This is a genomic window from Streptomyces sp. NPDC048643 (assembly GCF_040650615.1).
GTDB lineage: Bacteria > Actinomycetota > Actinomycetes > Streptomycetales > Streptomycetaceae > Streptomyces.
This window is the reverse complement of the sequence record NZ_JBEZHO010000015.1, coordinates 105262-120624: the sequence shown is the minus strand read 5'-3', so window position 1 is coordinate 120624 and position 15363 is coordinate 105262. Positions and strand designations below refer to the sequence as shown.

At 72.5% G+C, this 15363-nt stretch carries 11 protein-coding genes and 1 tRNA gene; 8 read left to right on the top strand and 4 right to left on the bottom strand.

Annotated features, from left to right (window positions below):
- The first annotated feature begins 139 nt into the window (after positions 1-139).
- From AB0C62_RS17660 to AB0C62_RS17650, 3 genes are all read left to right on the top strand, one after another.
- Positions 140-1642 carry an MFS transporter gene (locus AB0C62_RS17660; protein WP_362974145.1) on the top strand — a complete coding sequence of 501 codons (1503 nt, stop codon included), beginning with the start codon at positions 140-142 and terminating at the stop codon, positions 1640-1642.
- Positions 1643-2138: 496 nt separating this feature from the next.
- Positions 2139-2513: a DUF485 domain-containing protein gene (locus AB0C62_RS17655; RefSeq protein WP_362974143.1), complete on the top strand. Its 375-nt coding sequence runs from the start codon at positions 2139-2141 to the stop codon at positions 2511-2513.
- Positions 2510-4147, top strand: coding sequence for a cation acetate symporter (locus AB0C62_RS17650; protein ID WP_362974048.1), 1638 nt, complete (start codon positions 2510-2512; stop codon positions 4145-4147). Before AB0C62_RS17655 ends, AB0C62_RS17650 begins: the two co-directional genes overlap by 4 nt.
- A gap of 21 nt (positions 4148-4168) precedes the next feature.
- Here the strand turns inward: AB0C62_RS17650 and AB0C62_RS17645 are convergent, their stop codons facing one another.
- From AB0C62_RS17645 to AB0C62_RS17635, 3 genes are all read right to left on the bottom strand, one after another.
- Positions 4169-5056, bottom strand: a complete 888-nt coding sequence (locus AB0C62_RS17645; RefSeq protein ID WP_362974046.1) for a cellulose-binding protein — start codon at positions 5054-5056, stop codon at positions 4169-4171.
- A 376-nt stretch (positions 5057-5432) separates the two neighbouring features.
- The gene (locus AB0C62_RS17640; protein ID WP_362974044.1) at positions 5433-8294 is read right to left on the bottom strand and encodes an SUKH-4 family immunity protein; all 2862 of its coding nucleotides are present in this window, start codon (positions 8292-8294) and stop codon (positions 5433-5435) included.
- A gap of 7 nt (positions 8295-8301) precedes the next feature.
- Positions 8302-9363: an SMI1/KNR4 family protein gene (locus AB0C62_RS17635; RefSeq protein ID WP_362974042.1), complete on the bottom strand. Its 1062-nt coding sequence runs from the start codon at positions 9361-9363 to the stop codon at positions 8302-8304.
- Between the two features lie 227 nt (positions 9364-9590).
- On the opposite strand from AB0C62_RS17635, the gene AB0C62_RS17630 reads away from it, so the two are divergent.
- Together AB0C62_RS17630 and AB0C62_RS17625 are read left to right on the top strand one after the other, a co-directional pair.
- Complete coding sequence (locus AB0C62_RS17630; protein ID WP_362974040.1) at positions 9591-10094, top strand: YwqJ-related putative deaminase; 504 nt, start codon at positions 9591-9593, stop codon at positions 10092-10094.
- Positions 10095-10174: 80 nt separating this feature from the next.
- A complete protein-coding gene (locus AB0C62_RS17625) occupies positions 10175-10705 on the top strand; it encodes an SUKH-3 domain-containing protein (RefSeq protein WP_362974038.1) in 531 nt (176 codons plus the stop codon).
- 427 nt (positions 10706-11132) lie between these two features.
- On the opposite strand, the gene AB0C62_RS17620 is transcribed toward AB0C62_RS17625, so the two are convergent.
- Positions 11133-12548, bottom strand: a complete 1416-nt coding sequence (locus AB0C62_RS17620) for a histidine kinase (protein WP_362974036.1) — start codon at positions 12546-12548, stop codon at positions 11133-11135.
- A 166-nt stretch (positions 12549-12714) separates the two neighbouring features.
- Between AB0C62_RS17620 and AB0C62_RS17615 the strand changes: the two genes are divergently transcribed.
- The 3 genes from AB0C62_RS17615 to glmU all read left to right on the top strand — a co-directional run bounded on the left by AB0C62_RS17615 (position 12715) and on the right by glmU (position 15238).
- Complete coding sequence (locus AB0C62_RS17615) at positions 12715-13590, top strand: hypothetical protein (protein WP_362974034.1); 876 nt, start codon at positions 12715-12717, stop codon at positions 13588-13590.
- A gap of 11 nt (positions 13591-13601) precedes the next feature.
- A tRNA-Gln gene (locus AB0C62_RS17610) sits at positions 13602-13672 on the top strand.
- Positions 13673-13789: 117 nt separating this feature from the next.
- Positions 13790-15238 carry a bifunctional UDP-N-acetylglucosamine diphosphorylase/glucosamine-1-phosphate N-acetyltransferase GlmU gene (gene glmU / locus AB0C62_RS17605; RefSeq protein ID WP_362974032.1) on the top strand — a complete coding sequence of 483 codons (1449 nt, stop codon included), beginning with the start codon at positions 13790-13792 and terminating at the stop codon, positions 15236-15238.
- Positions 15239-15363: the final 125 nt, after the last annotated feature.

Below are 15363 nucleotides of genomic sequence, written 5' to 3'. Positions count from 1 at the left end.
TCGGTGGACAACTCCTCGGGGTCGCGTCCACCCGCGGGCCCACGGCGGACGCCCTCCCCCGACCCGATCCCCAAGTGGCAAGCTGGTCCCGGCAGACGGACGAGGGGGAAGGAATCCCGTGGGCGAGGGGGACACCGGGATACCGGTCGTACGGGAGAAGCCGCCCGTCACGGACCGTGCGGGCGACCGGCGCCGGCGTGCCGTCGTCGCCGCGCTCATGCTGGCGATGGGGCTGGCCGCACTCGACTCCACCATCGTGTCGACGGCCGTACCGCAGATCGTCGGCGACCTCGGCGGGTTCTCCGTCTTCTCCTGGCTGTTCTCGGGCTATCTGCTGGCCGTCACGGTCACGCTCCCCGTCTACGGCAAGCTGTCCGACACCTTCGGCCGCAAACCGGTCCTCGTCGCGGGCGCCGCCGTCTTCCTCCTCGGCTCGCTGCTCTGCGCCACCGCCTGGAACATGGCGGCGCTCATCGCCTTCCGGGTCCTGCAGGGACTGGGCGGCGGCGCCCTCCAGGGCACCGTGCAGACCCTCGCCGCCGACCTGTATCCCTTGAAGGAACGCCCCAGGATCCAGGCCAAGTTGTCCACGGTGTGGGCGACCTCGGCGATCGCGGGCCCCGCCCTGGGCGGCGTCCTCGCCGCCTACGCCGACTGGCGGTGGATCTTCCTCATCAACCTGCCGATCGGCGCCGTCGCCCTGTGGCTGATCGTCCGCCACCTGCACGAACCGCAGCGGGCCCCGCTCACCCGCCGGCCCCGCGTCGACTGGGCGGGCGCCCTCGCCGTGTTCGCCTGCGGCGGCGTCCTGCTGACCGCCCTCGTGCAGGGAGGTGTCGCCTGGAGCTGGCTGTCGGCGCCCTCCCTCGCCCTGTTCGGCACCGGACTCGCCCTGGTCGGCGTCGTCGTGGCCGTCGAACGGCGCGCCGCCGAACCGATCATCCCCGGATGGGTGTGGCGCCGCCGGACCATCGCCGCGGTCAACCTGGCCCTCGGCGCGCTCGGCCTGCTCATGGTCGCGCCGACGGTCTTCCTGCCCACCTACGCGCAGGCCGTCCTCGGACTCGCCCCGGTCGCCGCCGGATTCGTGCTCTCCGTATGGACGTTGAGCTGGCCGGTGTCCGCGGCGCTCAGCCAGCACGTCTACCGCCGGATCGGCTTCCGCAACACCGCCATGCTCGGCATCGGCACCGCCACCCTGCTGCTGCTCGCCTTCCCCTTCCTCCCGTATCCCGGTGAGCCGTGGCAGCCCGCGCTGCTGATGCTGCTGCTCGGCGGCGCGCTCGGGCTCTTCCAGCTCCCCCTGCTCATCGGCGTCCAGTCCACCGTCGGCTGGGCCGAACGCGGCACGACCACCGCCTCCGTCCTCTTCTGCCGCCAGACCGGACAGACCCTGGGCGCCGCCCTGTTCGGCGCCGTCGCCAACGGCGTGCTGGCCGCGCGGCTCGGCGGCGCCGGAGACCTCGACGCGGTGACCCGGGCCCTCGACTCGGGCGCGCCGGCCGGACATCTGCGGCACGCGGTCGCCGACGCCGTCCACGCCGTCTACCTCGGCGCCGCGGGGGCCGCCGCCCTCGCCTTCCTCGTCCTGCTGCTCGTCGCCCCGCGCCGCTTCCCCGTCCTCAAGGACGCCACGGACTGACCGCGGGCCGTCACCGGCCGCACGGGAGAAAGCGCGTGCGCGTCTCCTCCGTCACTCGGTGCACTCCGATCCCACACGTGACATCCGGCGAAACCCCTCCGGAACTCCGGCGGAACTCCACAGGTGAACGCGGGTAACACCCCAGCTCACCGAAGCAAGCGCATACCGACCGACCAGTTCGGCGAAACCGCTACGCACGCGAGCTACCTACGAGTAGCGTGCGCTGCTCACCCCCCAGCTCCCTGCGGTCCCCGCACCGGACCCGAGCCACGCAAGGAGAACCGGGATGCCCGACGCATTCTCGTCCCCCGAGCACCCAAGGCCACGTCAACAGCACCCGCATCAGCCGTACCGGCAGAACCGGCCGTACGACCGGAATCCGCAGACCCCGCCTCCCCCGCCGCCGCAGGGAGACCCCTCCTACCCCGTGTATCCCCCGTACCAGCCGCCTCGGGCACGGCCCCCGCAGCAGCCGTACCAACCCGACCAGCCGCACCTGACCTATCCCTGGCAGCCCCGGCCGAAGCCGCCCGAGCCGGCCCCGCGGCGCAGGCCGCGCCATCGCGCGCTCGGACAGCACAGCGACATCAGAGTGCTGCGCGGCGCCTACCGCCGGCAGCGCCGCGTCGCGACCCTCACCGCGCTCGGCTACTTCACCCTCTTCCTCGTCCTGTCGGCGTTCGCCCCGTCGCTGATGACGAGCACGGTGTCCGGCGGGCTGTCGACCGGACTCCTCCTCGGCCTGCTCCAGGTCCCCGTGACCTGCCTGGCGATCGGGCTGTACGAGCACACCGCGCGCCGGAGCGTCGACCCGATCGCCGACCGGATCCGCAAACAGGCCGAACTGGACGCACGGCGGGAGGCGGCATGATGACGGGGTTCAGCAGTTCCGCGCAGACGATGTCGCTGGTGGCGTTCACCGCCGTGGCCACGATCACGCTCCTGCTGTGTGTGATGACCGGCCCGGACCGCGACGACCTCGACGAGTTCTACACCGGGTACGGATCGCTCTCCCCGATGCGCAACGGCCTCGCGATCGCGGGGGACTACATCTCCGCGGCGACCGTGCTCGGCACCGGCGGCGTCATCGCCCTGGCCGGCTACGACGGAGTCGTCCTCGCCCTGAGCACCGCCCTGTCCCTGATGCTGCTGATGTTCCTGCTGGCCGAACCCCTGCGCAACGCGGGCCGGTTCACCATGGGCGACGCCCTCGCCCGCCGCACCCCCGGCCGCGCCGTCCGCAACACGGCCTGCGCGGTGACCATCGTCGCGCTGCTGCCCCTGATGCTCGTCCAGCTCGCGGGCGCCGGTGACCTGCTGGCCTTCATCCTCGGCTTCTCCAGCGGCTCCCTGAAGACCGGCTGCGTCATCGGCCTCGGCGCGCTGATGATCAGCTACGCGGCGATCGGCGGCATGAAGGGCACCGCCCTCATCCAGATCCTGAAGATCGTGATGCTGCTCGGCTCGGGCGCCGTGGTCGCCGCCCTCGTCCTGAACCGCTTCGACTGGAACCCCGGCGCGCTCCTCGACAGCGCCGCCGGGAACAGCGGCGTCGGCGCGGCCTACCTCCACTCCGGTCTCCAGTTCGCGGGCGGCTCCAACCCCCGCCTGGACATGATCACTTCGGAGCTGACGGTCGTCCTCGGCGGCGCCTGCCTCCCGCACGTCACCATGCGCATGTACACGGCCGGCAGCGCCCGGCAGGTGCGCCGCTCGCTGTCCTGGGCGGTGCCGTGCGTGGCCCTGTTCGTCCTGGTCATCAGTGTGATCGGGTTCGGGGCCACCGCCCTGGTCGGCCGTGACGCGATCGTCGCGGGCGACCCGCAGGGCAACACGGCCTATTTGCTGGGGTCCCGGGCCGTCTTCGGCGCGTCCGTCTCCACCGCGGAGACCCTGCTCTTCACCACCGTCACGACGGCGATCTTCCTGACCCTGCTCGCCTCCGTCGCCGGGATGATCCTGGCCTGCGCCAACTCCCTGGCCCACGACGTGTTCGCGCACAGCCGCCTCTTCCGGGGCCGCCGCCGCGGCGACGAACTCTCCCCGCGCCGCGAGATGCTCCTCGCCCGCCTCTCCGCGCTGGCGGTGGGCGGGCCGGCCATCCTGCTCGCCACCCTCGCCCAGCACCGCAGCCTGCAACCGCTGATCACGCTGTCGTTCTGCCTCGGCGCCTCCGCGATCGCGCCCGCGCTCGTCTACAGCCTCTTCTGGCGCCGCTACACCCAGACCGGCCTGCTCGCCACCCTCATCGGCGGCACGCTCACGGTCCTCCTCCTCATGCCCGGCACCAACCTCGTGTCCGGCTCCCCCACCGCGGCCTTCCCGAACGCCGACTTCAACTGGTTCCCGTTCACCACCACGGGCATCGTCTCGATCCCGCTGGGCTTCGCCTACGGCTGGCTCGGCACGGTGGTCTCGGGCCGCCGCAAGGCGGAGGAACAGCGCCGGCAGTACGAGGCGGTGGAGGGCTGGATCCTGGCGGGGGCGGTGCGGAGGGGGAGATGACGGCGCCGCCGCGGAGCGGGGCTACTCGGCGGGGGCGCGCCCCGTCAGGGACATGAGGCTGCTGCGCACGTGGTCCATGTGGGCGCGCACGTCGTCCCAGCGCTCCCCGTGCTCACGCAGCACGCGCTCGGTCTCCCGGGCGATCCGGTCCTCCCGGACCCGCGCCTCGGCGAGCACCTCGGCCGCCCGCACCTCCGCCTCGTCCTGCCGGCGCCGGTCCGACTCCTCCGCCTCGGCCAGGGCCCCGCCGGCCTCGGCGAGCGCGGCCTCGGCACGGGCCACCCGGTCCTCGTGGTGCGCCTCGAACGCGGCCTCCCGTTCGACGGCGGCCCGCTCGGCCTCCGCCCAGCGCAGCGCCTGCTCCTTCTCCTGCTCGACGAGGAGCCCCTCGGTCCGCCGGCGCACCTCGCGCAGCGCGGCCAGCGCCTCGCCCCGGTTCTCCTTGACCTCGCGGCGCGCGGAGATCCGTACGTCGTCGGCCTCGGCCCGTGCGGCGAGCAGCCGTTGGCGGGCGCGCTCCTCGGCCTCGCCGCACACCTCGTCGGCGTACGCCTGTGCCGCCTCCCGTACCGCCCGCTCCGCCGCCTCGGTCTCCTCCACCGCCGACCGGGCGCCCTGCCGTGCCGCTTCGCGCAGCGCCTCGGCCTCCTCCTCGCCGAGCCGGAAGATCCGCCGGGCCCGCTCGCCGAGTTCGTCGTACGTCTGCGGGACGAGCCCGGCCACGGTCTCCCGCATCCGCTCCGCCTCGGCCTCCATCTCCCTCTCCAGCACGGTCAGCCGGGCGGCCCGCTCCCAGGCGGCGTCGCGGTCCGCGGAAAGCGCCGCGGCGTACGCGTCGACCTGTTCGGGACGGTAACCGCGTCCTCGTACGGCCATGAAGCCGTGCGGCGACACCGATGTGCTGCTCATCCTTTGACCCCTCTCCGCCGACCCACACAAAATGACGATTTGGCGCACATCTTGATGGATCACACGGAAGTGTTCATAACGCGACACTCCGCCCGCAGGTTCGGACGCGAAGGGGTCGTTCACGCGTCATTTGAGGTCAGGAGCCCACGGCAGGGCGGCGCGCCGGGCGCGGAAAGAGAGCACCCGACCCTTCGTACGGACCCCCGCACCGGCGCGTCCCGTCACGCCGCGCCCCCCCCGAGGCCAGCACCGGCACCGCCGGCCGGAACGCCCGCACACGCGACGAGGCGCCCGCCCCGTCACCGGGCAGGCGCCTCGTCCGTTCTCCGCAGCGGTCCCGCCGCCGCTCCGCTGTTCCGCTACCGCCGCACCACGGCTAGAGGAGTCCGTCCCACATCTGCTCCAGCAGGACCGACCACCAGCTCTCGGGCGAACCGAGCGCCGCCGGGTCGAGCGCGGCGAGCTGGGCCTGGAAGTCGACGGTCCAGCGGCCCGCCTGCTCCTGGTTCAGCCCGAACCGCAGCCGCCACATCCGGCCGAGCAGCGCGAGACAGCGCGCGAACTCGGGCAGTCCCGTGTTCACGAACTGCGGCGGCACCGGAGCACCGCCCGGACCGGCCTCCACCGGCACCGCGACGATGTTCGCCGTGCCGTACTGCACACAGATCGCCTTGCCGAAGTCGCTGCCCATGACCAGGTACGAGCCCGCGTCGGGACCGGCCGCCACCCCGCGCTCCTGCGCCAGTTCGGCGAGCGTCGGCACGGGCCGGCCCGGCTGGGCCTGCGCCCAGAAGAACGGCCCCATGTCGAGCGGCAGCCCGGCCACGACCAGGGTGTGCGCCACGATGTCGGGCACCCCCTGCCGCGACACGGCGCCCTGGTCGAACCGGAACACCCCGGGCCCGAACGCCGCCGCCAGCTCCTGCCCGATCGCCTCCGGCGGGACCGGCGGCACGGGGTGCACCGGCGGGATCGGCGCCCGGACCGGCGCGGGACGCGCGGGTCCGTCCGCCACCTGATGCAACTCGCCCTGGTGTGACAGGAGTTGATGCATCCCCTGCTGCCGGCTCGCGTGGTCGGTGCCGTACGGCGCGATGCTCGTGATCCGTGCCTGCGGCCAGGTCTCCCGGATCATCCGCGCGCAGTACGCACCCGGCAGTTCACAGGACTCCAGCTCCGTGTGCAGCTCCAGCACCTGCTGCGGCGGCACGTTCATCGCCCGCAGTTCGTGCAGGATCTGCCACTCCGGGTGCGGGGTGCCCGGCGCGGACCGACGGATCAGCTGCTGCTCCGAACCGTCCTGCGCGCGGTAGCGCAACACGGCCTGGTAGCCGGGTCCGACGGTCGGCTGCGCCGCCTGCGGATAGCCGTACGCGGGCGGCTGCTGACCGGGCAACGGCCCGGGCACGCCCGGCGGCGTGCCGGGAGCCTGCGGCGGGAGCGGCGCCCCGCGCCCTCCGACCGGGGGACCCCCGAACACCGTCGCCGCGTGGTGCGCCCCACCCGGAGGCATGCCCCCAGGGGGCTGCGGCGCACCGGGGGCACCCGGCGGCTGCGGAGCGCCCGGGCCGCCGACGGGCGGTCCGGCGAGCATCGTCGCGGCGTGGTGCACACCGTCACCAGGAGGCGTACCGCCCGGCGTGTTCGGCGCACCGGGACCGTTCTGCTGCTGCCAGGGAGCGCCCGGCGCACCGGGTGCGCCCGGGGTGCCCGGCGGCTGCGGGCCGCCCACCGCGGGCCCCGCCAGCATGGTCGCGGCGTGGTGCACACCGTCACCCGCAGGCGTGGCAGCCGGAGGCTGGGGTGCGCCCGGCGCGCCCTCGGGTCCGTCGGGGCCCAGTTGCGGCACGAGACTCGTCGGCACGTACCCGCCCGCCGGGGCACCGGGAGCACCCGGCCCGGGCGGCGGAACGCTGCCCGGCCGTGCACCCGGCACACCCGGAGCGCTCGGCGGATGCGGCGCCCCCGACCCGGCGGGGCGCCCCCCGCGCGGCGGCTGGGCCTTGCTGGTCGCGGCGTCGGCGATGTCACCGGCGTGCGGCGGCAGCGGCCGCGCCGGCGCCGCGGGCGGCGTGCCGGGAGCACCCGGAGCCTGCGGAGCGGCGGGCGGCGGCGTGCCGGGCCCGTGCGGGAACCCGTACGCGGGCGGCGTCCCCTGCGGACCGCCGGGAACGGACGCACCGGGCGGCGGCGTGCCCGGACCCACGCCCGGACCTTGCGGATAGCCGTACGAAGATGCAGCGGGCGGCGGGACCACGGGCTCGCCGTGTCCCTGCGAGGAACCGGAGGGCGCACCGGGACCGGGCTGCTCGACCTTCGGGGCCATGGCGGTACGCGGAAGCTGACTGCCCCCGGACATCAGGGCCGTCTTGGCCTCCGGCAGCGAGGCGGGCGGCGTGGTCCCGGAATCGTCGGAGCCGGTCAGCGGCGGCGCGAACACGGTCGCCGGCAGCGGTACGGAACGGTCGTCCCCCGCGTCCGCGTTCGTGTCCGTCCCGGCCCACGGCGTCGCGTCGGCGGGCACTCCCGGCGTCGTGTCCCGCAGACCCGGATCCGCGTCGTCGGCGCTCGCGGCGGCCGGCCACGGAGTGGCACCACCGGGAGCGGACGGCACACCCGGCGCCGGAGTGGCCGGCGAGGGAACGGGCGGCGGAACCGGCGCCGACGGCGAGGAAACAGCGTGCGCCCCCGGCGCGGAGGGGACACCATGCGCCCCCGAATGTCCCGATGCACCCGGAAGCGAACTCCCGTCCCCCGAAGCACCGTTCAACGACCCGTCGCCCGAAGAGGCGGCAGCGGCGGCAGCCGGCCGGGAACCCGCCCCGTCCGACGCCGACGACCCCGCCCCGGCACGCCGGTCCGGAATACCCATCCGGTCAGCGGCCTCCTGCAACCACTCCGGAGGACTCAACAGGAACGACGTCTGATTCAGATCCACCCGCGCCGCGGGCTCCGGCGCCGGTTCGGGAGCACCGTCCGGCCCCCCGTACTCCTCCTCGTACCGGCGGATGACCTCACCCACCGGCAGCGCGGGCCACAACGTGGCCTCCCCGCTGTCCCGGGCGATCACCAGGCGCTGCGCGCCCCCGTCGGAACGCGGCCCCTCGGCCCGGTCCTCCGCCCACACCACGAAACCGAGTTCGAACTCCCGCACCCGCACCTCACGGTGCTGATACCCGGGCACGTCCCCGTTGATCCACTCCTCGGCGCGCTCCTGCGCCTGCGCGAACGTCACCATCGCAAGCTCACTCCCCCACCGAAGACACGGAGGACACCGAAGCCGCAGCCGGCCCCTCGGCGTCCGACGCGACGGACACCGCGTACGCGAACCCGCCGTCCACCATCAGATTCGCCACCGTCTCCAGCTCCGGCGGATTGCCCGCGAGCCGGGACAGGAACGCGTCGAAGTCCTCACCGCACGGCAGCAGCAACCGCTGCACCCGCTCGGCAGGCGGCCACGCGTCCTGGTCACGGGCGTCGTCGAACGCGCAGAACCACACCGAACCGATCCGGTCGCCCTTCACCTTCACCGCCAGCAGACCACCCTGCACGAACCCCACACCCAGGTAGTCCTTGGTCAGATGGTCGCGCAGACACTTGTTGACATAGACCAGGTCGTTCACCGCGGCCTCGTCCCGCACCGTGAAGAACGGCTGGTCCACCAGCAGCCCCAACTCCGCGTCGAGCGCGGCACCCACCGGCGCACACCCGCCCGCCGCCTTCAGGAACGACCGATAGGCACCCGGCAGCCGGTAACCGAGATCCTCCTCGACCCCCTGCACCTGCTCCTCCGTCACCGCGACCGACGACTTCGGCAGCCCGAAGTGCGCGGGCCGCGTCTCCTGCAACGGCCGCGTCCCCCGCTTGTCCTGGTCCACAGCCGTCGTCGCCACACCACCGTGATGCCGCAGCAGCGCCTTGACCTCGACCGGCACCAGCTCCAGCCGCCTGGTCCCCGCCACGTGATGCCACGTCCAACCGTGCGGCGTCGCCACCGCCGGGATCGTGTCCCACAGATCGTGCCCGGCCGCGGCCAGAGCCGCGTTCGCCGAGACGTAGTCCGTCAGCCGCAACTCGTCGACACCGAACCCCTCCGGGGGCTCGGCGATCTCCGCGGCAGCACGCGCGTAGAGCGAGAAGTCGGGATAACCGTGCTCGTCGATCCGCACACCCCTGGGATGACGGGCCGCCCGGACAGGGTCCGGAAAATGCACGACCTGCCCGGCATAGGCCGCGTTCGGCGGCACGGCTTGCCCCCCGGCCTGGCGGCTGGGAGGTGCCCCCAGCCCGAGCCGACCTGTCGTCATGGCTGTTGCCCCCTGCGGCGTTCTCAGTAGCTGGATGGAGCCCGGATGTCGACAGCCTATGCGGTTGTACGACACCGGTCACCGGGCCTCCGGTTCCGTGACCAGCCGTCACCCCGCCGTGACCCACAGCCGAAGACCGGGCGTGTCGCGACGCCCCAGCTTCCGCACACGCCACGGCATTTGGCAGTCTGTCTCCGCACCGGGGGATGCACGGGAGGGAAAAGATCATGAGCGCGACGCATACGGGCACGTCCGGGGACCCCCGGGTCGGCTGGAGCAGCGACGAGGCACCGCACACCCCCGTCCTCCTGCACCGACGCGACGGCATACTCCCCACCGTGGCCGCCGCCCTCTCCGTCCGCGGCGCCACCCTCACCGGCACCGCCGCCCGCGGCGACCAGCCACCCGCCCTTCACCCGCTGGTCCAGGACTTCCTCGACACCCTCACAGGCGCCCAGCGCGACCGCTTCACCGGCCGCTGCGCCGAGGCCATCCTCATCTCCCGTCACATCGCCTCCGCCGACGCCGAGCGCAGCAAGCGCGCCGCCCGCAAGCCGATGACCAACGGCGAAGCCCGCAAAGCCCTCAAGCAGGCCAAACTCACCGCCCGCCGCATCCGCGAGGACGGCGACCCCCTGCACGGCAGCTTCGCCGCACCCTGCCGCTCCTGCACCGCCCTCAGCGACCACTTCGGCGTCCGCATCGTCGACCCGTCGGCACAGGACGCCTGAACATCCCCCACCCCCGCACACGTATCCAGAACCGGCGTCCCGCGACGCCACCGTCCCATCCCCCGACGAACGAACGGCAGATGCAAGCAGAACGCTCCTCCTCCAAGCTCACCGCTCCCCCCGGGCCCGGGGGACCCACGTCGACCCGCTTCCCCGAACCCGTGGACTCCGCGCTGCGCTCCGCTGGATGGCAGCCCGGACGCTGGGACATAAAGCAGGCCGAGTACTGGGCGGACGCCCTACGAGGTCACGCGTCGCCCGCCGGACACCGGCACGCCGTGTTCCCGGCGGCGGTCGAGGCCTGGGCGGAGTTCGGAGGACTGCACGTCACCGCCACGGGCCCCGGACGACAGGTCGCCCCCGCCGCCCTCGACCTCGACCCGCTGCACGGACTCCACCTCGCCCGCACCCTCGCCGATCTCGGCCGCGCCCTCGACACCGAGGTCTGCCCCCTCGGCGAGGAGTCCGACTCCCGCGCCCTCCTCGCCATCGACGCCGAGGGCCGCGTCTACGCCCTCGACCACACCGGCGACTGGTACGTGGGCGCGCACATCGACGCGGCCCTCACCACCCTCCTCACCGGCACACCCCCCACCCGCCTCACGGCGTAGCCCCCAACGCTCTTTCGCCCCCTCCGCCCCTACCCGTCCCACCCCGGGGCGCCGCCCCAGCCCCCGCTCCTCAAGCGCCGGAGGGGCTGAACTTTTCCCGCCGGAGGGGCTGAAAGCTGCGGCCGGACGGACTGCGCCCTGCACCCCCGCCATGCAACGGCCCGCAGTCGTCCGGCGGAAGGGGCCGTGCCGGTACATCAGATGCCCGTCGCTCACGCCCGGATCGAGCAGCTCCCACTTGCTCGACCCACGTCTGATCCAACGGCGACGGGCGGATGGACCGGCACGGCCCCGACCCCCCACCGAACCGCACCCGCAAGCGCAAGCACCCACCCGGAGGCCTACGCCGGGGCAACTGGCGGATCTACCGGCACGGCCCCGCCCCGCCCACCGGACCGGCACCGCGAACCGCGACCACCCCGGAGGGCTACGCCGGGATGACCGCCGACACCCGGAATCCCCCCGCGTCCGTGGGCCCCGACACGAACACGCCCCCCAGCGCCGCCACCCGCTCCTTCATCCCCAACAACCCGTTCCCCCCACTGGGCAACCGCACCGACGACCCCGCCCCCACCTCCGGCGGACACTCGTTCTCCACCTGCATCGCGATCTCGGACACCCGATGCGCCAGCCGCACATACGTCTTCGCACCCGCCGCGTGCTTGTGGACGTTCGTCAACGCCTCCTGCACCACCCGGTACGCGGTCTGCTCGATCTCCCGCGCGTACGCCCGCACGTCGCCCTCGACCGACAGCGCCACGACCATCCCGGCCGCCGCCGACTGCCCGACCAACTCGTCGAGCTCCGAGAGACACGGCCCCTCCACGACCCCGCCGGCACCCGCACCCGGACCCGCGCCCACCCCGGCCCGGGACCCCGACCCGTCCGCCGCCCGCGAGGCCGCCACGGCCGCCGCCGCACCCACCGCCGCCAACGGCACCGACGCGACCGCCGACACCGAGGACACAGAGACCCCGGACGAGGACGAGGACGAGGACACAGCCGACACCCGCGCGTCCGGCCCGTTCCCCGACCGGAGGACACCCAGCATCTCCCGCAACTCCGTCAGCGCCTGCCGCCCCATGTCCCCCACCAGGGCGGCGTTCTTCACCGCCTTCTCGGGATCCTTGCGCGCGATCGCCTGCAGCGCCGCCGCGTGCACGACCATCAGGGACACACGATGCGCGACCACGTCGTGCATCTCCCGCGCGATCCGCGTGCGCTCCTCGTTACGGGCCCACTCCGCCCGCTCCTCCGCCCGCTCGGCGAGCAACTGCAGCTCACGCTCCAGCGAGTCCGCCCGCTCCCGCAGGCTCTCCATCAGCCGGCGCCGCGCCCCCATGTAGAGGCCGAGAAGCACGGGCGGCGCGGTCATGCCGATCGCGGTCGTGATCGACGCGAAGGGGACGAACCAGTCCCCCATCGTCACGTCGCCGCTCATCACACCCTGATGGGTCCGCACGAACGTCACGATCAGCATGCCGGCGAAGGACATCGTCGCCAGCGCGGCGGTGATACGGCGGGGCAGCTCGGACGCGGCGAGCGTGTACAGCCCGACGAGGCCCATCAGGAACCCCATCTGGGCGGGCGTGATCGCGATGGACACCAGCACGACCGCGATCGGCCACTTCCGCCGCACCAGCAGCACGGACCCGGCGATCACCCCGAAGACGACACCGATCGGGACGGGCAGCCCCGCGTCGTGCGCGAACCTGACCCCCTCGCCCCCGCACTCGGCCGCGGACGCCAGCGCGAGCCCCGCGTCCAGCACGGCACTGCGCCACCTGACCCACCACCACGGGCCGGTCCCGGCCGCGGTGTGCTCTTCCCCCGTCGTGGTCATGACTCCAGCCTACGGGCGGGCCCCGCCCCTTTTCCGGTGAGTTTCACCTACTGGCCTACACCACCCACCCCCTCGAACAGAAGCGAAATCAACAGTTATCCCTCGAACTGTTGACTGACTCACCCTTCAACCCCGGAAGACCCGATTCCGCCCGGACGATATGCCCATGGCACATGCACGACGCGGCTACGACGACTTCGAGGCACTCCGGGAGCAGGCACTGTCGCTCCGCGAGGCCGGCCTCAGCCGTCGCCGGATCCGGGACCGCATCCAGGTCCACAACAACGACATCCTCAACCGCCTCCTGGAAGGCGAGCCCCCTCCCGACCGCCCACGTCACCCGAGGGCGAAGGACGACCTCCGCGCGAGGGCCCGCGAGCTACGCCTCCAGGGCTGGACCTACGACCGCATCCAGCTCGAACTGGGCTGCTCGAAAAGCTCGATCTCCCTATGGGTACGCGATCTGCCGACGCCGGAGCGGAGGAAACGCACCCGGGAAGAGGCCTCGGCCATCGCCAAGCGCGGCTGGGAGGTCACGATGCGGCTGCGCGAAGAGGAGCGCCGCCGGACGAAGCAGGCCGCCACGGCCGAGATCGGCGCCCTTTCCGACCGTGAACTCTTCCTGTTGGGCGTCGGCCTCTACTGGGCCGAGGGCTCCAAGACCAAGCCGCACCTCACTCAGGAGCGGGTCACGTTCATCAACAGCGATCCCCACATGATCGAGGTCTACCTCGCCTGGCTGCGCCTGCTGGGCGTGACCTCCGATCGCCTGCGACTCCACGTCCACATCCACGAGTCGGGCGACGTGGAAGGCGCCGAACGGTTCTGGGCGGAACTCGTGGGCACCGACGCCACGGCGCTCGGCAAGACCTATCTCAAGCGGCACAACCCGAAGACCAACCGGAAGAACCTCGGCCAGGACTACCGAGGTTGTCTGGTGATCCGGGTCCTCGGCAGCGCCGAGCTGTACCGTCGCATCGAAGGCTGGTGGTACGGCATAGTGTTGTCCGCACGCGAAGCCGGTCCATTGAATCGGATATAACGGACGAACCATCCCGGGTCGTCTAATGGCAGGACAAATGGTTTTGGTCCATTGAATGAGGGTTCGATTCCTTCCCCGGGAGCTTGACCTGATCGGGCCCTGACACCTCTGTCAGGGCCCGCTCTCATATCCCTCCTGATACGCCCCGGTATCCTGCGGATGTCCACACCCCAAGCATCCGAAGCCGAAGGGCATTCCCGTGAGCGCCAATCGCCCGGCAGCCGTCGTCGTTCTCGCAGCGGGTGAGGGCACCCGTATGAAATCGGCCACACCCAAGGTCCTGCACGACATCTGTGGCCGTTCCCTCGTCGGTCATGTGCTCGCCGCGGCGGGCGAGTTGGACCCCGAGCACCTGGTCGTCGTCGTGGGTCACGCCCGCGAGAAGGTCGTCGCCCACCTCACCGAGATCGACCCCGCCGTGCGGACCGCGGTGCAGGCCGAGCAGAACGGCACCGGGCACGCCGTGCGGATGGGCCTGGAGGAGCTGGGCGGCGGCGTGGACGGCACGGTCGTCGTGGTCTGCGGCGACACCCCCCTGCTCAGCGGCGGGACGCTGCGCGCGCTCGCCGAGACGCACGCCGCCGACGGCAACGCCGTGACGGTGCTGACCGCCGAGGTCCCCGACGCGACCGGCTACGGCCGCATCGTGCGGGACGGCGCGAGCGGCGCGGTCACCGCGATCGTGGAGCACAAGGACGCGAGTGACTCGCAGCGGGCGATCCGTGAGATCAACTCCGGCGTCTTCGCCTTCGACGGGCAGCTCCTCGCGGACGCGCTGGGCAAGGTGCGGACGGACAACAGCCAGGGTGAGGAGTACCTGACGGACGTCCTCGGGATCCTGCGCGAGGCCGGGCACCGCGTGGGCGCGGCCGTGGCGGGCGACCACCGGGAGATCGCCGGCATCAACAACCGGGTGCAGCTCGCGGAGGCGCGGCGCATCCTGAACGACCGGCTGCTGACCGAGGCGATGCTGGCGGGTGTGAGTGTCGTGGATCCGGCGACGACGTGGGTGGATGTGACGGTCACGTTCGAGCAGGACGCGATCGTGCACCCGGGGACGCAGTTGCAGGGTGCGACGCATCTGGCGGAGGGTGCGGAGGTGGGTCCCAACTGCCGCTTGAGGGACACCAGGGTGGGTGCGGGTGCCCGGGTGGACAACACGGTGGCGGACGGTGCCGAGGTGGGTCCGCAGGCGACGGTGGGGCCGTTCGCGTATCTGCGTCCGGGGACGCGGCTGGGCCTGAAGGCGAAGGTCGGCACGTACGTGGAGACGAAGAACGCGACGATCGGTGAGGGGACGAAGGTTCCGCATCTGTCGTATGTCGGGGACGCGACGATCGGCGAGTACTCGAACATCGGTGCCGCCAGTGTGTTCGTGAACTATGACGGACAGGACAAACACCACACGACGATCGGCTCGCACTGCCGTACGGGTTCGGACAACATGTTTGTGGCTCCTGTCACGGTCGGGGACGGCGCGTACACCGCGGCGGGGTCGGTCATCACGAAGGACGTGCCGCCCGGTTCGCTGGCCGTGGCCCGTGGCCAGCAAAGGAATATCGAGGGTTGGGTGGCCCGTAAGCGTCCCGGGAGCGCGGCGGCGAAGGCCGCGGAGACGGCTGCCCGGGGGACGGAAAGCGAAGGCTGACCGGAAAGCGGTGCGTCTGGGACGGCGTACCGTGATAAGCGCACACCCCAGCTGAGACGGCCTCTCGCAACCCAGCTGAGACGACCTCTCACGCCCACTGAGTAGACCTCTGAGGAGACAGTGCT